Here is a 21,676-nt window from a genome sequence, read left to right as displayed (position 1 = left end):
GTAGTCAAATGATTACAGGGATCGAGATTTTAAAGTTTGGAGTTGAAGATAGAGCCGCTTCAAACAAGTTTTTGGCAGATTTTGGTTTAAGTCAAAGTGCTTCCGATATTGAAGGCACAGATTTATACCAAACCCAAAATGGCAGCAAGATTTATCTATTTAATTGTGATGATGACCGTTTGCCAGTTGCTATTGAGCAAGGTTCAACTTTACGTGAAGTCACTTGGGGTGTTGATAGTGCTCAAGACCTTGAAGACTTGGCAGCTCGTTTGGCTGATGTAGAAGGTTTTAAACGTTCTGAAAATACGGTTCAGTGTCTTGACCCAAATGGTATGACTATCCGTTTTGAACAAAGTTTTGTGAAAGATGTTCAAGAACTTAAAACGGAAGGAATTAACCAATACGGCAACATTCAACGTGTGAATGCAGCAAGTCCTGTCTATGAAAAAGGTCAACCTGTTGCGATTGGACACGTGGTGTTCTTTACACCAGATTTGGCAAAAACTGAAAATTTCTATATTGAAAAAGTAGGCTTTCATTTATCGGATGCCTATAAAAATCGCGGTGCATTCTTACGTTGTCGCGGTAAAGGTTATCACCATGATTTATTCTTGCTCAGTGTTCCAAATAAACCTGCTGGCTTAAATCACGTTGCGTTTGTAGTACGTGATATCCATGAGGTGATTGGGGGCGGTTTAAATATGAATCGTTCGGAATGGTCAACTTTTATTGGACCTGGACGTCACCCAATTTCTTCTGCTTATTTCTGGTACGTCAACTCACCATTGGGTGGTGCATTTGAGTACTACACTAACGATGACTATTTGACAGAAGAATGGCAGCCACGTGTAGAAGAACATCGTCTAGAGCTTTTCACCGAATGGGCGATTGAAGGTGGTCTTGATGACACAACCCGCCGTCAGGTGAAGCCTGTTTAACAGGTTTGGCTTTACAAGGAAGATGGCTATGGAAAAGATCGTAATTGTAGGTGCCGGACAGGCAGCGGGTTGGGCAGTAAGTACCTTACGTCAAAATGGTTATGTGGGCGAAATTCACGTGGTTTCAAATGAAGATCAAGTGTTTTATGAGCGTCCACCACTGTCTAAGCAAGTACTTTCAAAAGAAGCAACTTATGAAAGTTTAAATCTGTTCTCTCCTGAGCAGGTTCAAGAGTTCAAGGTTCAATGGCATAAACCGGAAATTGCGACAAAAGTCGACCGTGAGCAAAAACAGGTTCATTTAGAAAGTGGCCAAGTTTTGCCGTATGACAAATTGTTGATTGCAACCGGAAGCCGTGCACGTGTACCGGTCAATACATGGCAGTTCATTCCAAATGTTGTGACCTTACGCAATGTGCAAGACTGTGAACGTTTGGCTGAAATTTTAAAGAATGCAAAAAATGTCGCTGTGATTGGCGGTGGCTGGATTGGTTTAGAAATTGCAGCAACTGCACGTAAGCAAGGTAAAGATGTTCATATTTTTGAATATGGCGACCGTTTATGTGCAAGAAGTGTGAGTCTGGAAGTGTCTGCATTTTTAAAAAATATACATGAAGCCCAAGGTACACAAATTCATTTAGACAGCAAGAGCCTTCATTTGGTTGAAGCGCCTAATCAGAAAGTTGAAGTGGTGAATCACCCACAAAATAGTCAGTTATTTGACTGTGTTGTGGTAGGTGCGGGCGCTGATATTGCCAAAGAGTTAGGTGTACACGCTGGTCTCGATGTGAAAGATGGCATTGTGGTGAATTGTTTTGGGCAAACTTCAGATCAAAACATTTATGCCGCAGGTGATGTTGCGATTCATCCGGGCTTGGGTTATTGCATTCAGTCTTGGGCGAATGCGCAAAATCAGGCGATTGCCGCAGCGAAATCAATGCTCGGAATTGAAACTGAATATAGCGATATTCCATGGCTTTGGTCTGATCAATATCACTTTAACATCCAGATTTTAGGTACTTATCAGCCTGAAAAAACAAAGGAAGTGGTCATTCGCCAAGGCGGTGAAGATCAGGTGAGCTATTTATATCTGGACCATGAAAATCGTTTGCTCAACATGATTGCCATTAATGACTCGAAGCTAGTCAAACTGGCAAAACGTTGGATGCAAGCCAACACCGTTTTAGATCCAAAACTATTAGCAGATGCTGAATTTAATGTCATGAAGTTAAAACCGTAAACATTAAATCTGGTTCTCATTACCAAATCGAAGGAATGACACATGAGTAATGAAGAAAAAAGTGGATTGAAGCATTGGGTACCTGCTTTTGTCCTTATGGTGTGTGTGGTACTGGCATTTTTCGACAAGATTAGTATTGCGGTTTTATTTTCAGATCCTCATTTTCAAAGTGCAATGGGAATTGCTGAAGATAAGGCCAAGCTTGGATGGCTCATGACAAGTTTCTTGCTTGCTTATGGTTTTTCATCAGTCTTTCTAAGCTTTTTGGGTGACATTTTTAACCCCAAGAAAATGCTGTTCTGGAGCGTGACCTCTTGGGGTTTACTCATGTTTTGCATGGGCTTCACCACCAGTTATTCAGGCATGTTGATTTTACGTGTACTGCTCGGTTTAGCAGAAGGTCCCTTATTTGCCTTGGCATACACCATTGTTAAACAGACTTACACAGACCATCAGCAAGCACGTGCTTCTACCATGTTCTTACTTGGAACACCGATTGGTGCATTCCTTGGGTTCCCGATTACTGCAAATGTTTTAGCGCACCATGACTGGCACACCACGTTTTTTGTGATGGCTGGTTTAACAGTCATTGCCATTTTCAGCATTGTTTTTGGTTTACGTAACTTGCAGCTCAAGAAAACTGTCGAAATTGATGGTGAGAGTAAACGTACCAATTTCAAAGGCCACATTGCTAACACTAAATTGCTGCTCAGCAACAGCGCATTCTGGTTGGTGTGTCTCTTTAACATTGCGTTGATGACGTATTTGTGGGGCTTAAACAGCTGGGTTCCTTCTTACTTAATGCAAGACAAAGGATTCAATCTCAAAGAGTTTGGGATGTATTCAAGCTTTCCGTTCATTGCCATGTTAATTGGCGAAATTATCGGTGCGTTTTTATCTGACAAGTTAGGCCGCCGTGCAATTCAAGTATTTAGCGGTTTATTACTCGCGGGCATCTTCATGTATGTGATGGTCATTATGACTGAGCCACTATTGATTATTGCTGCCATGTCTTTAAGTGCTATGGCGTGGGGCTTTGGAGTAGCGGCGGTATTTGCTCTGCTTGCAAGAGTGACGACCTCAAATGTAGGGGCGACTGCGGGTGGAATATTTAACGGTTTAGGTAATTTTGCAAGTGCAATTGCGCCTGTTCTTATCGGTTACATCGTGATGCAAACACATAGTTTTAATTTAGGAATTACCTTCTTGGCTGCAGTCGCTGTCATTGGATCGTTGTTCTTAGTTCCTCTTTTAAAACGTTATTAATTCACTGTATAGGAGTTTAAAAAATGACTACACAACAATTCGAATCGTGGGCACAACCAGAAAATGCTTCTTTAGAAGATTGGTTAAACACGCGTATTGCTCGCTTTGAGACACGTAAATATGACTTTGAGGCTTTGAAGTTCCAAGCTGATTACGACCCGAAATATCGCCGTGCACAAATGCGTTACATGGGTACCGGTGCAACAGGTGTTGCAAATGACGGTAACACCGTTCCAGCAGAAAACTTCACGTTTTCAACCATGGTTCTGCCACCACAGTGTGAAGGTCCTTTGCACATTCATCACGATGTTGAAGAAGTGTTCTTTATGCTTCGCGGCGAAATTGATTTGTTCATTGAGCACAACGGCGAAAAATTTGAGACTCGTTTAAAAGAGCGTGACCTGATTTCAATTCCACCGGGTATTTACCGTGGTTTGTTTAACCCAGGTCAAGAAGATGCCTTGATGTGTGTGATGTTAGGAACAGGTAAACCAACCATTCCGAACTATCCACCAGAGCATCCATTGTCTCAAATCAAACGTTAATTGTTTGATGAAGTGAATAAAAGGAAAGAATTGAAAATGATGACACTCATTGAAAAGTTAGCAGAATTTCCGGTGAAAACCGTCACTGTTCAAGGCCAGCAGCAAGCCTATCGGGAAGCCGGTCAGGGCGAGTACCTTGTGCTGCTGCACGGCATTAGTTCAGGTTCTGCTTCATGGGTGAACCAACTTGAAGTGTTGTCTCATCATTTTCATGTCATTGCCTGGGACGCGCCGGGCTATGGCAAATCAGATGAACTTTTAACTGATCAACCCGATGCTACTGATTATGCAAAGCGTTTGGTTGAATTGTTCGATGTTTTAAAAATTGAAAAAGCAATTGTGGTTGGACACTCATTAGGTGCCTTACAGGCGAGTGCATTCGCTGCACTTTACCCAGAGCGAGTGGAACACTTGGTTGTCGCTAACTTAGCGCAAGGTTACCAGCGCCACGATGAACAAACACAAATTCAGGTTTTTGAAAAAAGACCAAAAATGTTGAAAGAACTTGGTGCTAAAGGCATGGCCGAAAGCCGTGGACCTCATTTGATTTATAAACAAGAGCCACAAGCCTTAGCCTTAGTTTCAGAGGTGATGCAACAGTTGACCCTACAGGGTTTCACACATGCATCGTACTTACTGGCATATGACGAAATACGTAATTATTTAACCCATTTAAAAGTCCCATGCACAGTGATTGCAGGGCAGCAAGATCAAATCACTCCTGCGTTAGGTATACAAGAGCTTGCTCAGGAATTGCAGTTGGAACAGCGCTTCATCATAGAAGATGCAGGACATTTAAGTTATGTCGACCAACCGCAAGCATTTAACCAAATTATGTTGACGATTCAGGAACAATCGTAAGAGAGATTAAGGATTATGAGCTTCCAAGTTGAAGGAAAAGTTGCAGTTGTTACCGGTGGCTCATCTGGGATTGGGCTGGCTGCTGTTGAAATACTGGTTGCAGAGGGTGCAAAAGTTGCTTGGTGTGGTCGCGATGAAGAACGTTTAAATGCTTCTAAGCACTATATTTTAGAAAAATTTCCACATGCCAATATTTTTACCAAAGCATGTAATGTTTTGAAAAAAGAAGAAGTTCAGCAATTTGCCAAAGACGTCAAACTCAATTTGGGCAATGTGGACATGCTCATTAACAATGCTGGGCAAGGTCGTGTTTCAAATTTTGAAAATACGCAAGATGAAGACTGGATGAAAGAAATTGAGCTGAAATATTTCAGTGTTTTACATCCGGTAAGAGCTTTTCTTGACGACTTAAAACAGTCGGCAAATGCGTCTATTACCAATGTGAACTCATTACTGGCATTGCAACCTGAACCGCACATGATTGCGACTTCATCTGCACGCGCTGCACTTTTGAACTTAACCCATTCTTTGGCACATGAGTTTACTCAATATGGTGTTCGCGTGAACTCGATTTTACTCGGTATGGTCGAATCTGCGCAGTGGAAACGCCGTTATGAAACCCGTTCAGATTTAAATCTGTCATGGGAGGAGTGGACAGGCAATATTGCAAAAAATCGCGGTATTCCAATGCAGCGTTTAGGCCGCCCAGAAGAGCCTGCACGTGCTTTAGTTTTCTTGGCATCACCATTGGCATCTTACACCACAGGTTCAGCAATAGATGTCTCGGGTGGTTTTAACAAACATTTATAAATATTAGGTGCTGTCATGAAAAAGTTGATGATGATTGGTTTTGGCGCAATGGCGGCAGAAGTGTATGCCCACTTGCCTCAAGATCTGCAACTCAAATGGATTGTCGTGCCATCTCGCAGTATTGAAAAAGTGCAGTCACAAGTGTCTTCCGAGATTCAGGTGATTTCAGATATTGAGCAATGTGATGGTGAGCCTGACTATGTTATTGAGGTGGCAGGTCAAGCAGCCGTGAAAGAGCATGCTCAAAAAGTTTTAGCGAAAGGCTGGACCATTGGTCTGATTTCGGTGGGTACTTTGGCTGATAACGAGTTTTTGATTCAGCTTAAGCAAACTGCTGAAAAAAATGATGCCCATCTGCATTTACTGGCAGGGGCTATCGCAGGCATTGACGGTATTTCTGCGGCCAAAGAAGGTGGTTTGCAAAAAGTCACTTACAAAGGCTGTAAGAGTCCAAAAAGCTGGAAGGGTAGTTATGCAGAGCAATTGGTCGATTTAGATCATGTTGCTGAGGCTACAGTTTTTTTCACAGGAACTGCCCGTGAAGCTGCGACCAAATTTCCAGCCAATGCCAACGTTGCAGCAACCATTGCACTTGCAGGGCTTGGTATGGATGAAACCATGGTTGAGTTAACTGTTGATCCAACCATCAACAAAAATAAACACACCATTGTGGCAGAAGGTGGCTTTGGGCAAATGACCATTGAACTGGTGGGCGTGCCGTTAGCAAGTAACCCAAAAACATCAACTTTGGCTGCGCTTAGCGTGATTCGTGCTTGTCGCAACAGTGTAGAAGCAATACAGATTTAAGAAGGATTTGATCATGGCAAAGGAAATTTATATTGCAGGTGAATGGCGATTAGGCCGTGGTGCAGTCATTCAAAGCCTGTTTCCGGCAGATCAGTCGGTAAACGCTGAGCTTTCAACAGCAACGCTTGAAGATGTAAATGAAGCAATTGAGAAAGCAGATCAGGCTTGGCGTCAACCAAGCTGGAGAAACAGCTTGCCGCATGAGCGCGCACGTATTCTCTACAAAGTTGCAGACATTATTGAAGCACGTGTAGATGAGTTAGCGAAATTACAAACACGTGATAATGGTAAGCCTTTAACCGAAACTCGTGGCTTGGTGATGAGCGCGGCGGCAACTGCACGTTATGTTGCTGCGGCATGTGAAACATTGAACGATGAGCTCACCACTCAACGTGCTCCAGACTTTATGACCATGAGCGTGCATGAACCTGTAGGTGTTGTGGCAGCCATTACCCCTTGGAACTCTCCAATTGCGAGTGAAGTTCAAAAGCTTGCTCCAGCTTTGGCAGCAGGAAATGCCGTGGTTTTAAAACCAGCAGAAGCAACTTCACTGATTGCTTTAGAGCTTGCCAAGATTTTTGAAGAAGCTGGCTTACCAAAAGGCTTACTCAGTGTGTTAGTTGGTCGCGGTTCTGTGATTGGTGACGCAATTGCTCAACATCCATTGGTTCGCAAAATCTCTTTTACAGGTGGAACAACCACGGGTCGTCATTTGGCACACATTGCCGCAGATAAACTCATTACCACTTCGCTTGAGTTAGGTGGAAAGTCACCAACCATCGTTTTACCAGATGCTGATGTAGAACTTGCTGCTAAAGGTGTTGCGTACGGTATTTTTAGCTCAGCAGGCCAAGCGTGTATCGCAGGTTCTCGCTTGTTTATTCATAGCAGTCTTTACGATCAGTTTTTAACGCGTTTGGTTGAAATTACCAAAGGCTTACGTGTGGGCCATCCGGAACAGGCTGGTGTGCATTTAGGGCCACTGGTCAATGACAAACATTTGCAGTCAGTTGACCGCTATGTGCAGCTTGCTAAAAGCGAAGGTGGTCAGGTTCTGATTGGTGGTGAAGCGCTTACCACTGGTGACTATGCCAAAGGAAGTTATTACTTACCGACCATTATTACGGGCTTAAATAACAGTGCTCAAACCTGTCAGGAAGAAATTTTTGGCCCTGTTTTAGTGGTTATGAAATATGACAACGAGCAAGATTTAATTTCCCAAGCCAATGACAGTTGTTTTGGCCTTGCCGCAGGCATCTGGACTGAAAGCTATCGCAAAGCTTGGCGCATCGCACGTGCGTTAGAGGTTGGAACGGTATGGATTAATACCTACAAAAAATTCTCGATTAGTGCGCCGTTTGGTGGCTTTAAAGATAGTGGAATCGGGCGCGAAAAAGGCCGTTTGGGCATTTTATCGTACATGCAACAAAAGAGTATTTATATGGGGCTGAATGAACAGCCTAACCCTTGGTGCGATTAATAAATTCAAGGACTGAAAAACAAATTTTGAGGAACAGACATGACTGAACGTGTAAATGTAGGCGAAGCAATCGCAAGAGTTTTAGAAGCGCACCAAGTTGATAGTATTTATGGTGTTATTTCCATCCACAATTTACCTATTGCCGATGCAGTAGGGCGCCGTGAAAAAATGCGCTTTGTTGCAGCACGTGGTGAAGCGGGTGCGGTTACTATGGCAGATGCACACTCACGCTTTAAAGGCTTAGGTGTAGCGTTGACCAGTACAGGCGCTGGTGCAGGTAATGCGGTAGGTTCATTGATAGAAGCAATGAATGCTGGTAGTCCTGTATTGCATTTAACTGGTCAAGTTGAGCGTGAATATCTCGACCGTGATGCAAGCTTCATCCATGAAACCAAAGACCAACTTACATTCTTACGTGCATCAAGCAAAGCAGCGTTCCGTATTACCAGTCCAGACAATGCAGTTGGTGTGATACGTGAAGCAATCCGTGTAGCAACCACGGTTCCAATGGGACCAGTAAGTGTAGAGTTACCAATTGATGTACAAGCAGCAGAAATCGATTTGCCACTTAATCTTGGTCCAGTGAAAGCACTTGAGTTGCCACAGGCAGAGCAAGCTGAAATTGATCTTCTTGTCAGTGAAATCAAAAAAGCAAAACGTCCGATTTTCTGGATTGGCGGTGGAACTTTAAATAGCGTTGCCGAAGTTAAAGCCATTGCAGATTTAGGTATTCCAGTAGTGTCGTCTACGCACGGCCGCGGTGTTTTGGCAGATGATCATCCACGTAGTTTAGGTGCTTTCCATAACTCAGCAGGTGTTGAGCAGTTATTAAAAGATGCTGACTTAATGGTTGTGATGGGTTCACGTTTACGTAGTAATGAAACAAAAACTTATTCGGTTGAATTCCCTGAAAATATTATTCAGGTTGATGCAAATCCAGTGGCTCAGCAACGTAATTACAAAATCCGAAACTTCATTTGTGGTGATGCCAAAGATGTCTTAACACGTGTGTTAGAGCAGCTTCAAGGAACTTCAAAAGTTGATGCCAATTACGATGCTGCTGTAGTGGCAGCAAAACAGGCTGCAATTGATGCACTGCGTAAGCAAATCGATCAGTACGCTTTAATTTGTGATCACTTGCGTGCAGCTTTACCTCAAGACGGCATTTTTGTACGTGACATCACCATGTCAGGTAGCACATGGGGCAGTCGTTTATTCCCTGTACAAGCACCAAATCAAAACATTCACTCACTCGCGGGTGCAATTGGTTTAGGCCTTGCAACTGCAATCGGTGCTTCGGTTGCTAACCCTGACAAAAAAGTGATTGGTCTAGTCGGTGATGGTGGCTTAATGCTGGGCATTGGTGAAATTGCAACTATGGTGCAAGAAAACACCAACATGGTCTTAATGATTATGAATGACGGTGGTTATGGCGTAATGCGTGGCATTCAAAATAACTACTTTGGTGGTCGCCAGTATTTCAATGAATTGCATACACCTGACTACAAACTCCTTGGCGAATCAATGGGTGTGAAGAGCTGGAAAGTGGGTAGCGCAGATGAGTTTAAAACGGTTATTCAAGAGGCTATTGCTTTTGCAGGACCAACCGTGATTGAGCTCGATATGAACTCGATTGGACCATTAAACTTCGCGGGTCCACCGCAAAAGAAACTGTATTAACCAGTTTGGATGGTTTAGTACATATGCGATGGGAGCTGCTAAGCCATCCTTTTTTTAGATAAATTTTTTTGTCTAAAAAACAATAAAAACGAAGTTTTACAGGTAAAACAAATAAAGTTCCAGCAGGACGCTGGAACTCAATCAAGGATGTAGAGATGAAAAAGACTTCATTGATCATGGCATTCATTGCACCGCTTACGCTGGGGGTAAGCGTCAATGCATTTGCAAAAGATTCATTGCTTGAATGGAAAAGTGATGATGGCACCGACTCATTAAAGTTAGGTGGGGTGGTTCGGTTAAATCAGCGCTATGAAGATTGGGAAGGACCGAACCGTGGTTTTGGTAAGCTCCATTTTGATATTTTCAGGGTTGATCTCAAAGGTAAATTTGATGATGCCTATATCAATGCCAGCTATATGTTTCAAGACCAACAGAAAACGTCCATTGAAAAAGCATATGTCGGCTATAACCTAGATGCGAATAACAGCATTGAAGCAGGTTTGGTTTATAAGCCTTTTACGATTTATCCTTATCCGCAAAATGGCTGGACCTATCACATTCCATTCTTTTTAGGTTATGGCAACAATATTGCACCGGGGATTAACTGGAATTATCACGACAAAGACTGGGATTTAAAACTCGGGTATTACCCGCAAATGTTAGAGACGAATTTGCGTTATTCACCTGAAAGTGCAACTTATGATGACTTGGCAGGAAATGCATTTCCATCTCAAAAAGCCTATCAAAATGAAAAACGCAATCAGGTGAATACCCGCATTGTTCGCAAGTTAGAAACTGATTTCGGTAAGCAAGAGTTCGGTGTATCGGGTGCAATTGCTCAGCTACATAATGATATTACCGACAAAGACGGCAAATATTATGCAGTCGGTTTGCACACCGAAAACAACTACAAACGCTTTAATTTACAAAGCTCGGTCATTCATTATCAATACGATGCTAAAAATCCAGATGGTGTAAATAGTGATATGACTTTAATGGGGGCGAATGGACTTACACCTGCTTATTTCATTGCTTCGGAAGGGACGATTGCCAGTTTAAATCTTGCCTATACTTTGCCTGTCACCAATATGGGTAAGCTAAAAGCCATTAAGTTTTATAATGACTATAGTTACCTTGATAAAAAACGTGATGATTGGTCCGACTCGCAAATGAACACCACAGGTATGATGTTTATTGCTTCACCATTTATGGTTTGGGCGGATTATACGTGGGGTAAAAACTCCAACATTATTGGGGGGGCAACCAACTCAACAGGTTATACCTCTGCAACCTCGCCAAACAGCGATAAATGGTTATACCGTATTAACTTTAATATCGGCTTTACTTTCTAAACTAAGCAGCAATAAAAAACCACGCAATCGGCGTGGTTTTTTATTTAATAATTTAAAGCTTTTAATATCTGTTTTTTTCAAACTTATTCCAAAATACAAAAGCAGTCACAAAGGCTAAAATTGTTAGCGCGAAAATATAATACATCGCACCAATATCACTATATTGACTGAGCCAATGCACTAAAGGCAGTGTCATACCACCAACAATCGCATAAGACAAATTATAAGAAAATGAAATGCCCGAGAAACGCACAGGCGCGGGAAACATTTTGACCATACTGCTCGACACCATGCCAACAGTACCAGAGCATAGACCCAACAACATATATAAGCCAAAAATGGTTGAATGGGCGGCATGTCCTAAACTGTTATAAAAAACTGCTGCTGTAAGTGCAACGGCAAGCGCACCGACCATCATGACTTTGCCACAGCCAAAACGGTCAGCAAAATAGCCTGCCAAAATACAGCCGACCATTTGCATGACAATGGCGGCACTTTGCATTTCAAAAGTCTGTGCGCGTTCAAAGCCAAATGAACCAATCAATAAATTTGGCATGGCTAAAATCACTACCACCACGCAGCCCGTTAAAAACCACGTAAATAACATGCCAATTGCAACGGCTGTTTTATGCGTTTTTAATACTTGTTTTACAGGCATTTCTTTTGAAATTTCTTTACGTGCCTGCATGGCTTTAAACACTGGAGTTTCTTTTAAATAAGTCCGTAAATAAAGTGCGACTAGACCAAAAATACCACCTGCAATGAAAGGAATACGCCATGCCCAGTCGTGAATCTGTCCTTCACTAAAATTCAGTGAAATCCATAAAGACATCAGCGCGCCTAGTAAAATTCCTAAAGACAGTCCGGCAGTTAGTAAACCATTTGCCAGTCCAATTTTTCTTTCGGGTACATGTTCTGACACAAAGGTCCATGCAGCTGGAATTTCACCCCCAATCGCAATCCCTTGCACTACACGCATAAGTAGTAAAAGTAGGGGGGCTAAATACCCAATATTTTCAAAGGTCGGCAATATCCCGATAAACAGAGTAGGTAGCGCCATTAGCAAAATAGAAAGTGAAAACAGTTTTTTACGCCCGACTAAGTCACCAAAATGGGCCATAACAACTCCGCCTAATGGCCTAAAAAAGTAACCTGCTGCAAAAATACCGTAAGTGTTAAGCATGGCCCAAAATGGGCTGAGTGTGCTGGGGAAAAAGAGGTCAGAAATGATTTTGGCGTAAAACACATAAATCACGAAATCGTAAAACTCTAAAGCACCGCCCAATGAAGAAAGGGCAAGAGTTCGTTTATCTTCTTTATTAAGATAGTTCGCATCCTGCAAAGTTAAGTCCTGATCCATTTTTTACTTAATTGTTGTAATTGAAGTTTGGATATTAATGGAAAAGTGAAGTAAAAGTAAATGGAGGAAATTTGTTCTATGAAGAGGTGTAGATTTTCATCACTCAAATAAAAAAGCTTTAAAACAAAAAACGCATTAGATGAAACAAAAACAGATGTAGGAATGACTTTTCTTTTGAGCTGTTCAGCGACACAATAAAACTTGTCATAGCCAGTTTAATGAGAGATTCAAAGAATGAGTGTAGTTTTACCAGTCGCAAAGCGTGGTGAAGATATCTTAAAACTGATTGCGGCTCCTGTCTCGGCAAATGAGTTAAACAGTGATTGGCTTTATCAGCTTGCTGCCGCTATGCAAGCAACTATGCTTGAACGTAATGGAGTAGGGATTGCCGCACCGCAAGTTTATATCTCTAAACGCGTCATTATTGTGGCTTCTCGGCCGAACCCACGCTATCCCGACGCACCTGAAATGGATGCTGTGGTGATGGTTAATCCTGAAATTTTAGAGTTCTCAAATGAAACGCTTTTGGGTGAAGAAGGCTGCTTAAGTGTGCCAGATGAGCGTGGACAAGTTGAACGTGCAGAAATGGTTAAGGTGAAATATTTAACACTTCAGGGTGAAGCCGTTGAAACAGTTTTCCATGGTTTTCCGGCTCGAATTGTTCAACATGAAGTCGATCATTTAAATGGAGTTCTATTTGTAGAAAGAATAATCTAATCTTCTATTTAAAGTTTTTAAAAACGTATAATGAGCTTGAAATAAATAAGCCATCGGAATTACAATACTTATATCGTGATTTTTATTTCACTAAAAAATTATAATTTTAATATTATCAGCAGGTTGTGCTGAAAAAATGATCGAAAGTGTAAATCTCCTCATTTAAGGTTACTGACCATGAAAACCCCTCTCCCAGATTATTTGGCAAATGTGATAGAAGCCTGTGAGGTAGATAATAGCGGACATCTAGCTGACTATATTCCAGAGTTAGCAAATGCAAATCCAGATCGATTAGCTTTGGCCATGTCTACGGTAGATGGCGAAATTTATTCGATTGGAGATGATGATGTTGAATTCACCATTCAATCGATTTCTAAACCGTTCGTATATGCCTATGTTTTACAACAGCTTGGCATTGATGCAGTACTTGCGAAAGTAGGGGTAGAGCCTTCGGGGGAAGCCTTCAATGAAATTTCATTGGGTAAAGACGGACGTCCGAAAAACCCGATGATTAACTCTGGCGCAATTACTGTACATTCCTTGATTCAGGTCAAGCATGGTTTACATAGCGCAGAAATTCTACGCCGTTTTATGAGCGAGCTTGCAGGGCGTGAATTAAGTTTTGATGAGTCTGTCTATGATTCGGAAGTCAAAACTGCCTACCGTAATCTTTCGATCGGTTATATGTTGCGAACTGTCGGAATTTTAGAGACTGACCCTGTCGATATTGTGAATGGTTACATTCGCCAATGTGCGATCATGGTTACAGTTAAAGACTTGGTACGTATGGGCAGTGTACTTGCCAACGGTGGGGTCGACCCTAAAACCGGAAAGCGCCTATTGAATCGATCTGTCGTTAGACAAGTGCTCAGTGTCATGATGAGCTGTGGCATGTATGATGCCGCGGGTGACTGGTTGTCGACTGTTGGTATTCCTGCTAAAAGTGGTGTAGCAGGCGGTATTTTAGGTGTGCTGCCAGGTCAGGTCAGTATTGCTGCTTTTTCTCCTCGTTTAGATGAGCATGGTCATAGTATTCGAGGCATCGATATTTTAGAACGGTTATCCCGTGACATGGGATTACATCTCATGGAAGGTACACCTTCTGCACAAACGATTGTACAAAGCCATTACCGTACAGGAAAAGATGCTTCATTAAGTGTATATGTGCTTCGCGGTGTATTGAAATTTACCGAAGCTGAAATGTTGTTGCGCATTTTACAAGATGAGACAACTGACCAAAGCACAATCGTCATTGATTTAACCCAGATTTCACTTATCCACGATGTGGGTAAACGTATGTTCTTAGAAGGCGTAGATCGTTTGATTGATGATGGCCATACTCTTGTTTTAGTGGATCCTGAACAACGATTAGATCATGCGAGAACTGGTAAAGATCGTGAGCTTCATGTCTATCACGATTTTGATGATTTGCTCGAAAAGCATGACCTACCTGCAAAAAAAAAGACTTATAGCGACATCGCAGAACTTCTAAACTGCTGAGGTGTTTTTCCTAGATGTCGCTTAAACATCGCACTGAACGCGCTGGGGTTGTTGTACCCCAGTGATTCAGAAATTCGAACAATAGATTCACCATTCGCAATTTTACTTAAGGCAAGTGCAATATGCATTTGCTGGACCCACGCCCGATAAGACAGTCCAGTTTCTTTTTGGAACATACGCATTAGGGTTCTAGAACTCGCACCAATCTCATCAGCCCAATCTGTTAAGTCTTTTGAATGGTCAGGAGTATGTAATAACTCTTGGCAAATTTTTAATAGTCGCTTGTCTTTCGGCCAAGGAATTTGAATAGGCAACAAATTGGCCCGATGGATTTCTTCAAAAATCAAAATTTGTAAAGAACGGGAAAGCTCTTGAGACGTCGCAGTATTTGGCGTGTCTTCTCGTTCAATTTCATTTAAACGAATCAAAAGCTCATGCAACAGGTTGCTTACCCGAATAATAAAGCAATGCTGACCCATTAGAGCTGCTGCATTTACTTCAACTAACGCCGTATTTAACTTCACGTGACTTAGTGAAATCACACTGTGCTCAACATGAGCAGGAATCCATAAAGCACACATGGGCGGTACAATCCAGACATTGTTCGGTGTAAACACCTGAATATTTCCTGTGGATGCATACAAAAACTGCGCACGTGTATGTGTATGAGTAGGGGTGATTTCTCGATAAGAATGCTCAGAAGATAGTCCAATCACAAGTTCAGACAAATCAGACTGAATAAGAGAATCGGACATAAACTATCCTAAAAATTGTCACTTATACAATGATTATTGGAAGATAACTTTATAAGCGACAATTTACAATAAGCATCTTACTTAGAATATTGGAGTTTTTCAGGTATGACGTCTTCAATACAATTGAAAGATGGTATTGCCAATACCGTTGCACATGATCAGCCTCAAGGAATGATTATTAAAATTGTAGGCGCCGTGGCGGTCGCACATTTACTGAATGATTTGATTCAAGCAGTGCTACCCGCTATTTATCCAATGCTAAAAGCAAACTTTTCGCTGAGTTTTGCTCAAGTTGGCCTGATCTCATTTGTATATCAAATTACAGGTTCACTGCTTCAGCCTTGGATTGGACTTTATACCGATAAACATCCAAAACCGTATCTTCTACCACTCGGAATGATGGTCACATTCTGTGGCATTATCTTGTTGGCATTTTCACCAAGCTTTGCTGTGTTGTTATGTGCATCTGCACTTATTGGAGTAGGCTCTGCAACTTTTCACCCTGAAGCTTCACGGGTGGCACGAATGGCATCGGGTGGGCGCTTCGGTACGGCACAGTCGACTTTTCAGGTGGGTGGAAATACAGGTACTGCCATTGGCCCATTATTAGCAGCGTTATTGATTGTTCCATTTGGGCAGCATGCAGTTGCGGGCTTAGTAATATTTGCACTTTTAGCGATTTGGGTTTTATTTGGCGTAAGCCGCTGGACGGTGAGTCATGCTAAAAATCAGGTAGCTACACGTGCAAATCAAGCACAAAGTAAATTGCATGGCCGTAAGCTGATCATTGCTTTGAGCACAATTAGTTTATTGATGTTTGCTAAATTTACCTACATTGCCAGCATTAGTAACTACTTTACTTTTTATCTTATTCAAAAGTTCCATATCAGCATCCAGACCGCTCAATTGCATTTGTTTGCATTCTTAGCTGCTGTTGCTTTAGGTACATTTGCTGGTGGCCCAATTGGTGACAAAATTGGTCGTAAAGCTGTTATTTGGGTTTCATTTGTGGGTATGGCGCCGTTTGCATTAATGATGCCGTATGCAAACTTATTTTGGACAACAGTTTTCTCAATTATTGCAGGTTTGGTGTTGTCGTCTGCTTTTGCTGCAATGGTGGTTTACGCACAAGAAGCTGTTCCGGGCCGTGTGGGTATGATTGCAGGTTTAATGTTTGGTCTTATGTTTGGGGTAAGTGGTATTGCCGCAGCAGGGTTGGGACATTTAGCTGATATTAACGGCATTGAATGGGTATTTGGTTTATGTTCATTCCTGCCATTACTTGGGTTTGCCACCGCATTTTTACCAAACACAAAAGTTAAATAAAGGAAAAGACTCTCAGTTATATTCAGCTGAGAGTCTTTTTTAGATAAATATAGTGTCAATTCAAAAGACTATTTTTGAATACCAAACTTAAATACGGTGACACTGTTATAAGTTTGATTTGGGTTCAAACGTGTAGAAGGGAAAGATGGTTGATTCGGACTATCTGGAAAATGCTGCGTTTCTAATGCTAGCGCATCTGCTTGTCGATAGAGTACGCCATTTGCCCCAGCAATATTTCCCAGTAAATGATTGGCTGTATACATTTGAACGCTTGGTTCAGTAGTCAAGACTTGCAGTGTCCGTTTAGATTTTGGGTCAAAAACATGAGCAGCAAGATTTAACTTTCCTTGAGACTTTTGATTAAGTACCCAAGTTTGGTCATAGCCATATCCATAGGCCAATTGCTGATGATTCGCTCGAATATCTTTCACAATTGCTTTAGGCGTTCGAAAATCAAAAGGTGTACCTGCAACCGAAGCTATTTCACCTGTGGGTAAAGAGTTTTGATCGGTTACCAATATACGGTCTGCATTAAGTTGTACAACATGATCGAGCACACCATAAGGGTTATTGCCAGCGCCTGATAAGTTGAAATAACTGTGGTTGGTGAGATTGACGACTGTCGGTTGATCAGTTTTAGCTTTATATTCGATCTGGAATTCATTTTGATCTGAAAGACTGTAGATCACTTCTACATCTAATTTCCCCGGAAAACCTTGATCACCATTTGGACTGGTTAACTTAAGAGAAGCTTTAACGGTTTCACCTTTAGAAACCAAGGGCTTAACTTGCCAAACACGTTTATCAAAACCCGGATTACCGCTATGTAATGAATTCGGTCCATTATTTTTTTCAAGATTATATGTTTTTCCATCTAAGCTAAATTTAGCATTGCCAATACGATTCGCATAACGGCCAATTAACCCACCAAAATGAATGCCTTCCTTAGTATCAGTAACTTCATAGCCTTTTAGGTCATCGAAGCCTAAAACAATATTATTTTGTTTACCTTGTGCATCGGGAGTCAAAATCTGGGTAATTACCCCACCAAAACTAATAAAAGAAACCGAGACTCCTTTGTTATTGCTCATGGTGTATAGATCAACTTTTTGACCATCTTGAGTTGTGCCGTAGGGTTTTACGTTTAATGTTGCTGCATTTGTAATTTGCGCAAAGCTATAAAGGGTGAAACTTAAAATTACTAATTTTTTCATGCTTATACTCTATTTTTTAATCGTAGGATTGGATGAATATAAGATTGATTTTTCGTCTTTTTAAAGAGTTTTTTATTATATATAGTGTTAATGATGATTAGCGCTGTTAACTCTAATTATTGAACAAACTGGCACTAATCCTATTAATAAAACTCAACGGTAAGCTATTTTATGAATCATCCCGACTCGGTTTTAAAATTTTCACTTGGTCTTAATGGCTTGTCATTTGACATAGATAATCAAAATATTCAACTCGAACAGGGCTTGGGGTTTGTTGATTCAAAAAGTATCGGCCATGGTGTTATTGATGAACTTGCTATCGAAAAGATGATTTATTTTATTGAAGAAATCATCGAGTCAAAGCCACTCAGAAATCTAAAGATAAGTGGTGTAGCTGTTACGTCTGATGCCGCTATGACACACCTCAGTCAGTTATTTTTTAGTGCAAAAAAGAAAATCAGCCGTATTGAGCTTGAGCATGGATTCAATGATTTTATTGAGCGTTTGAGCTATTACATAAACCAAGTAGCTCCAGATCAGCTTTATATTTTTACTTACTTTGTATTTGTTCGAGAGATGATGCATCACTTAAGAGTTGAGGAAATTCAGATCCTTTAAGAAATGACTTTCTCAATCCGCCAACTCATCATAAATCCAGTTTAAAAAAAGCTCAATTTTAGGAATAAATTGATGCGTTCGCGGATACACCAAATGATGAGCAGAAATAGGAATCGATAGCTCATCTGCAAAAACTCTAACCAACTTTCCAGAGTCCAAATAATTTTGAGTAAGCAAATTACTTTCTAAAACAAAACCTAGCCCATGTGTGGCTGCTTCAAGTGACATATAAGAGCGATCAAAACTCAAAGTATAAGGAAATTCAGGAATGCTTAAACCCTGATGGGCAAACCATTGTGGCCAAGTAACCAAGGTTGAGCGCGATAAAATCAGTTCTTTTTTTAATAAATCTTGAGGTTTATTTACTGGACTGCGTTCAAGTAGTTTGGGGGATGCAAGTACTTCTAGCTTTTCATTACGAATCGTTCTGATTTCTACCCCTGTCCAGTTGGGCAAACCATGACGAATATCAATATCGATCTTATCGCGAGTAAAGTGCAAATTTTCATAAGAACACGAAAGATTGACCTGAATCATTGGAAATTTTTCTTTAAATGATTCAAGGCGAGGCAGTAACCAGAGCAAACCAAAACTTGGAGATGAGTGAATATATAGACTGTCTTTAGGACTTTTATCGGCAGCTTTTTCAGTCGCTAACATTAGGTTATGCAAAATGGTCGTAACGTCTTGAAAATAGCGTTCGCCAGAAGGGGTAAGCGTCACACCACGAGCACCACGAATAAATAAATTCTGCCCAATCATTTCTTCAAGCTTAGCAATTTGGTGACTTACTGCCGAAGGCGTGAGATTCAAATGCTCGGCTGCCTTGGCAACATTGCCGAAACGGGCGGTTTGTTCAAAAGCCTGTAATGTTTTAATTGAGGGCATCTGGTTGAAATTGTTTTCACTACTATCCATGAAATGATCCGTTTTTATCCATAAACCTTATTTAAAAATAGCATAGGCATGAATTTTTTTCATGTCTTGTTGAATTCGAGCTGATTGCTGGGTTTTGTGAAAAAAGAGATTCTAAGTCAGAACTCAGGATATAAAGCGTAAAAGAGGATTGAACATGTTACTACAAGGAAAAGTGGCATTAATTACCGGTGCAGCATCAGAGCGTGGAATTGGGCGAGCAACCGCAGAAATCTTTGCACAACAAGGTGCCAAAGTCATTATTGTTGATTTAGATATTACTCAAAGCCAAAACGCTGCAAAGGCACTTGGTGAAGGACATTTAGGTCTTGCTGCAAATGTTGCAAATGAAGAACAGGTCAAAGCAGCTGTTGAACAAGCACTAGAGCACTATGGCAAGATTGATATTTTAATTAACAATGCTGGCATTACTCAGCCAGTTAAAACCCTTGATATTCAGCGCAATGACTATGATCGTATTTTAGACGTCAGCCTGCGTGGAACACTGATTATGTCTCAAGCTGTTATTCCATCCATGAAAGCAAATGGAGGTGGAAGCATTGTGTGCTTATCTTCAGTTTCAGCTCAACGCGGCGGTGGTATTTTTGGCGGGCCACATTATAGCGCTGCTAAAGCAGGCGTGTTAGGTCTGGCAAAAGCGATGGCTCGTGAGTTTGGTGGTGACCAGATTCGTGTAAATTCTCTTACGCCGGGTCTAATCCATACTGATATTACTGGCGGTTTAATGAATGATGAACGTCGTCATGACATTCTTGCAGGTATTCCACTTGGCCGTTTAGGTAAAGCGCAAGATGTTGCAAATGCAGCATTATTTTTGGCAAGTGATCTGTCAGCTTACTTAACTGGCGTAACACTCGATGTAAATGGTGGCATGCTGATTCATTAACGCTTGTCATTTAAAAACTAAAAATAGAATGATGGTCACAAGAGGATACTGTGGCCAAATGTAAAGGGATTCGCATGATGGATACAGTATTTTCATCTGAAGTAGATACAACGGTTCGTAAATCGGCGTATCGAAAAATTGCATTTCGGCTTATGCCATTTTTAATGCTTTGTTATTTTTGTGCCTATTTAGATCGGGTAAATGTGGGTTTTGCCAAGCTCCAAATGATGAGCGATTTACAGTTTAGTGAAGCTGTATATGGGCTAGGCGCAGGGATTTTCTTTATTGGTTATTTTCTTTGTGAAGTACCAAGTAACATCGTACTTCACAAGGTAGGCGCAAGACGTTGGATTGCCCGTATCATGATTACATGGGGCATTTTGTCTGGCTGTTTTGCCTTTGTTCAAACCGAATGGCAATTTTACACCTTACGTTTTTTGCTTGGTGTTGCTGAAGCTGGTTTGGCTCCGGGATTATTACTCTACCTCACTTACTGGTTCCCGTCTTACCGCCGTGCACGCATGACTGTACTTTGGTTTATCGCGATTCCAATTTCAGGAATGATTGGTGGGCCACTTTCAGGCTTAATCATGGACCGAATGAGCGGTGTACATGGTTGGTTTGGCTGGCAATGGATGTTCCTTATTGAAGCCATTCCTACTGTGCTCGTGGGTCTATTGGTACTCGCTGTTTTAAAAGATTCAGTTCAAGACGCCAACTGGTTAACTCAAGACGAAAAAAACTTGGTGAAGCAAGAGCTTGCTCAAGATAACCAGCACAAAGAAGGTCATGCTAGTGTCAAAGAGTTTATTGCGGATAAACGGTTATGGTTACTCGCAGGCATCTATTTTTGTGTAGTGATGGGCCAATACGCCATTACCTTTTGGTTACCAACTCTTATTCGCAACTCAGGCATTAGTGATAACTGGCATATCGGTTTGCTCACCAGCCTGCCTTATATGTGCGCGATTGTAGTTATGATTTTGGCAGGACGTAGTGGTGACCATTTCCAAGAACGCCGTTGGCACTTAATTATTCCAATGTGTGCAGGCGCTATAGCACTCACATTTGCGACCTTATTCGCTTCAAATCTAACCCTCTCTTTAATTTGCCTTTGCATCGCAGCCTCAGGTGTGCTGACGGCATCCTCTTTATTTTGGATGTTACCGACCAACTTCTTGGGTGGTGTTTCTGCAGCGGCAGGTATTGCAGCCGTCAATAGCTTCGCCAACCTCGCAGGCTTCTGCTCACCTTATTTAATTGGTTGGGTCACCACCAACACATGTTCAAATGCAATCGGCATGTTCTTAATCACAGCAGTATTAATTTTCGGTGCCAGCTTGGTTCTGCGTGTTCCGGCAAAATTGGTCAACCGTTAATAAGGA

Annotated in this window: 20 protein-coding genes; 16 read left to right on the top strand and 4 right to left on the bottom strand. The window is 41.5% G+C overall.

Annotated elements, in window-relative coordinates; translation table 11 throughout:
* Positions 1–8: 8 nt before the first annotated feature.
* The 10 genes from AOLE_RS14575 to AOLE_RS14530 all read left to right on the top strand — a co-directional run bounded on the left by AOLE_RS14575 (position 9) and on the right by AOLE_RS14530 (position 10,979).
* On the top strand, positions 9–938 hold the full coding sequence (locus AOLE_RS14575) for a VOC family protein (RefSeq protein WP_013198652.1): 930 nt from the start codon (positions 9–11) through the stop codon (positions 936–938).
* Between the two features lie 28 nt (positions 939–966).
* The gene (locus AOLE_RS14570; protein WP_013198651.1) at positions 967–2,178 is read left to right on the top strand and encodes an NAD(P)/FAD-dependent oxidoreductase; all 1,212 of its coding nucleotides are present in this window, start codon (positions 967–969) and stop codon (positions 2,176–2,178) included.
* Between the two features lie 42 nt (positions 2,179–2,220).
* Complete coding sequence (locus AOLE_RS14565; RefSeq protein ID WP_013198650.1) at positions 2,221–3,444, top strand: MFS transporter; 1,224 nt, start codon at positions 2,221–2,223, stop codon at positions 3,442–3,444.
* A 23-nt stretch (positions 3,445–3,467) separates the two neighbouring features.
* Entirely contained in the window at positions 3,468–3,989 is a 522-nt protein-coding gene (locus tag AOLE_RS14560) for a cupin domain-containing protein (RefSeq protein ID WP_013198649.1), read from the top strand.
* A gap of 36 nt (positions 3,990–4,025) precedes the next feature.
* Complete coding sequence (locus AOLE_RS14555) at positions 4,026–4,850, top strand: alpha/beta fold hydrolase (RefSeq protein ID WP_013198648.1); 825 nt, start codon at positions 4,026–4,028, stop codon at positions 4,848–4,850.
* A 15-nt stretch (positions 4,851–4,865) separates the two neighbouring features.
* On the top strand, positions 4,866–5,660 hold the full coding sequence (locus AOLE_RS14550) for an SDR family oxidoreductase (protein ID WP_004703156.1): 795 nt from the start codon (positions 4,866–4,868) through the stop codon (positions 5,658–5,660).
* A gap of 15 nt (positions 5,661–5,675) precedes the next feature.
* Complete coding sequence (locus AOLE_RS14545; protein WP_013198647.1) at positions 5,676–6,467, top strand: aspartate dehydrogenase; 792 nt, start codon at positions 5,676–5,678, stop codon at positions 6,465–6,467.
* Between the two features lie 13 nt (positions 6,468–6,480).
* Positions 6,481–7,947: an aldehyde dehydrogenase gene (locus tag AOLE_RS14540; RefSeq protein ID WP_013198646.1), complete on the top strand. Its 1,467-nt coding sequence runs from the start codon at positions 6,481–6,483 to the stop codon at positions 7,945–7,947.
* Between the two features lie 39 nt (positions 7,948–7,986).
* Positions 7,987–9,627, top strand: a complete 1,641-nt coding sequence (locus AOLE_RS14535; protein ID WP_013198645.1) for a thiamine pyrophosphate-binding protein — start codon at positions 7,987–7,989, stop codon at positions 9,625–9,627.
* 155 nt (positions 9,628–9,782) lie between these two features.
* Positions 9,783–10,979 carry a hypothetical protein gene (locus AOLE_RS14530; protein ID WP_013198644.1) on the top strand — a complete coding sequence of 399 codons (1,197 nt, stop codon included), beginning with the start codon at positions 9,783–9,785 and terminating at the stop codon, positions 10,977–10,979.
* Positions 10,980–11,040: 61 nt separating this feature from the next.
* Here AOLE_RS14530 and AOLE_RS14525 read toward each other — a convergent pair whose 3' ends face one another.
* Entirely contained in the window at positions 11,041–12,339 is a 1,299-nt protein-coding gene (locus AOLE_RS14525; RefSeq protein ID WP_013198643.1) for an MFS transporter, read from the bottom strand.
* 234 nt (positions 12,340–12,573) lie between these two features.
* Here AOLE_RS14525 and def point away from each other — a divergent pair, with 234 nt between their 5' ends.
* Complete coding sequence (gene def / locus AOLE_RS14520; RefSeq protein WP_004703146.1) at positions 12,574–13,056, top strand: peptide deformylase; 483 nt, start codon at positions 12,574–12,576, stop codon at positions 13,054–13,056.
* Between the two features lie 177 nt (positions 13,057–13,233).
* Entirely contained in the window at positions 13,234–14,556 is a 1,323-nt protein-coding gene (locus AOLE_RS14515; RefSeq protein ID WP_004703144.1) for a glutaminase, read from the top strand.
* Here the strand turns inward: AOLE_RS14515 and AOLE_RS14510 are convergent.
* The gene (locus tag AOLE_RS14510) at positions 14,523–15,311 is read right to left on the bottom strand and encodes an AraC family transcriptional regulator (RefSeq protein WP_013198642.1); all 789 of its coding nucleotides are present in this window, start codon (positions 15,309–15,311) and stop codon (positions 14,523–14,525) included. The two genes, AOLE_RS14515 and AOLE_RS14510, sit on opposite strands and share 34 nt — an antisense overlap.
* 105 nt (positions 15,312–15,416) lie before the next feature.
* On the opposite strand from AOLE_RS14510, the gene AOLE_RS14505 reads away from it, so the two are divergent.
* A complete protein-coding gene (locus AOLE_RS14505; protein ID WP_013198641.1) occupies positions 15,417–16,637 on the top strand; it encodes an MFS transporter in 1,221 nt (406 codons plus the stop codon).
* A gap of 68 nt (positions 16,638–16,705) precedes the next feature.
* Here AOLE_RS14505 and AOLE_RS14500 read toward each other — a convergent pair whose 3' ends face one another.
* Positions 16,706–17,851, bottom strand: a complete 1,146-nt coding sequence (locus AOLE_RS14500; protein WP_013198640.1) for an aldose epimerase family protein — start codon at positions 17,849–17,851, stop codon at positions 16,706–16,708.
* Positions 17,852–18,022: 171 nt separating this feature from the next.
* Between AOLE_RS14500 and AOLE_RS14495 the strand changes: the two genes are divergently transcribed.
* A complete protein-coding gene (locus tag AOLE_RS14495; RefSeq protein ID WP_013198639.1) occupies positions 18,023–18,469 on the top strand; it encodes a hypothetical protein in 447 nt (148 codons plus the stop codon).
* 12 nt (positions 18,470–18,481) lie between these two features.
* Here the strand turns inward: AOLE_RS14495 and AOLE_RS14490 are convergent, their stop codons facing one another.
* Positions 18,482–19,357 (bottom strand): LysR substrate-binding domain-containing protein, encoded by an 876-nt coding sequence (locus AOLE_RS14490; protein ID WP_081399358.1) that lies wholly within the window; start codon positions 19,355–19,357, stop codon positions 18,482–18,484.
* Positions 19,358–19,541: 184 nt separating this feature from the next.
* Between AOLE_RS14490 and AOLE_RS14485 the strand changes: the two genes are divergently transcribed.
* Together AOLE_RS14485 and AOLE_RS14480 are read left to right on the top strand one after the other, a co-directional pair.
* Positions 19,542–20,291: an SDR family NAD(P)-dependent oxidoreductase gene (locus AOLE_RS14485; protein WP_013198637.1), complete on the top strand. Its 750-nt coding sequence runs from the start codon at positions 19,542–19,544 to the stop codon at positions 20,289–20,291.
* Positions 20,292–20,368: 77 nt separating this feature from the next.
* Complete coding sequence (locus AOLE_RS14480; RefSeq protein ID WP_013198636.1) at positions 20,369–21,670, top strand: MFS transporter; 1,302 nt, start codon at positions 20,369–20,371, stop codon at positions 21,668–21,670.
* Positions 21,671–21,676 lie beyond the last annotated feature (6 nt).

The organism is Acinetobacter oleivorans DR1, assembly GCF_000196795.1.
In the GTDB taxonomy this organism is placed as follows: domain Bacteria; phylum Pseudomonadota; class Gammaproteobacteria; order Pseudomonadales; family Moraxellaceae; genus Acinetobacter; species Acinetobacter oleivorans.
This window is presented reverse-complemented; position numbering and strand designations above follow the sequence as displayed.

Bases quoted from the DNA above. Each gene is read 5' to 3' on its own strand.
- AOLE_RS14485 (WP_013198637.1), top strand. From the start codon at position 19,542: ATGTTACTACAAGGAAAAGTGGCATTAATTACCGGTGCAGCATCAGAG.
- AOLE_RS14535 (WP_013198645.1), top strand. From the start codon at position 7,987: ATGACTGAACGTGTAAATGTAGGCGAAGCAATCGCAAGAGTTTTAGAA.
- AOLE_RS14565 (WP_013198650.1), top strand. From the start codon at position 2,221: ATGAGTAATGAAGAAAAAAGTGGATTGAAGCATTGGGTACCTGCTTTT.
- AOLE_RS14480 (WP_013198636.1), top strand. From the start codon at position 20,369: ATGGATACAGTATTTTCATCTGAAGTAGATACAACGGTTCGTAAATCG.
- AOLE_RS14550 (WP_004703156.1), top strand. From the start codon at position 4,866: ATGAGCTTCCAAGTTGAAGGAAAAGTTGCAGTTGTTACCGGTGGCTCA.
- AOLE_RS14525 (WP_013198643.1), bottom strand. From the start codon at position 12,339: ATGGATCAGGACTTAACTTTGCAGGATGCGAACTATCTTAATAAAGAA.
- AOLE_RS14540 (WP_013198646.1), top strand. From the start codon at position 6,481: ATGGCAAAGGAAATTTATATTGCAGGTGAATGGCGATTAGGCCGTGGT.
- AOLE_RS14505 (WP_013198641.1), top strand. From the start codon at position 15,417: ATGACGTCTTCAATACAATTGAAAGATGGTATTGCCAATACCGTTGCA.
- AOLE_RS14560 (WP_013198649.1), top strand. From the start codon at position 3,468: ATGACTACACAACAATTCGAATCGTGGGCACAACCAGAAAATGCTTCT.
- AOLE_RS14500 (WP_013198640.1), bottom strand. From the start codon at position 17,851: ATGAAAAAATTAGTAATTTTAAGTTTCACCCTTTATAGCTTTGCGCAA.
- def (WP_004703146.1), top strand. From the start codon at position 12,574: ATGAGTGTAGTTTTACCAGTCGCAAAGCGTGGTGAAGATATCTTAAAA.
- AOLE_RS14555 (WP_013198648.1), top strand. From the start codon at position 4,026: ATGATGACACTCATTGAAAAGTTAGCAGAATTTCCGGTGAAAACCGTC.
- AOLE_RS14530 (WP_013198644.1), top strand. From the start codon at position 9,783: ATGAAAAAGACTTCATTGATCATGGCATTCATTGCACCGCTTACGCTG.
- AOLE_RS14495 (WP_013198639.1), top strand. From the start codon at position 18,023: ATGAATCATCCCGACTCGGTTTTAAAATTTTCACTTGGTCTTAATGGC.
- AOLE_RS14570 (WP_013198651.1), top strand. From the start codon at position 967: ATGGAAAAGATCGTAATTGTAGGTGCCGGACAGGCAGCGGGTTGGGCA.
- AOLE_RS14575 (WP_013198652.1), top strand. From the start codon at position 9: ATGATTACAGGGATCGAGATTTTAAAGTTTGGAGTTGAAGATAGAGCC.
- AOLE_RS14510 (WP_013198642.1), bottom strand. From the start codon at position 15,311: ATGTCCGATTCTCTTATTCAGTCTGATTTGTCTGAACTTGTGATTGGA.
- AOLE_RS14545 (WP_013198647.1), top strand. From the start codon at position 5,676: ATGAAAAAGTTGATGATGATTGGTTTTGGCGCAATGGCGGCAGAAGTG.
- AOLE_RS14515 (WP_004703144.1), top strand. From the start codon at position 13,234: ATGAAAACCCCTCTCCCAGATTATTTGGCAAATGTGATAGAAGCCTGT.
- AOLE_RS14490 (WP_081399358.1), bottom strand. From the start codon at position 19,357: ATGCCCTCAATTAAAACATTACAGGCTTTTGAACAAACCGCCCGTTTC.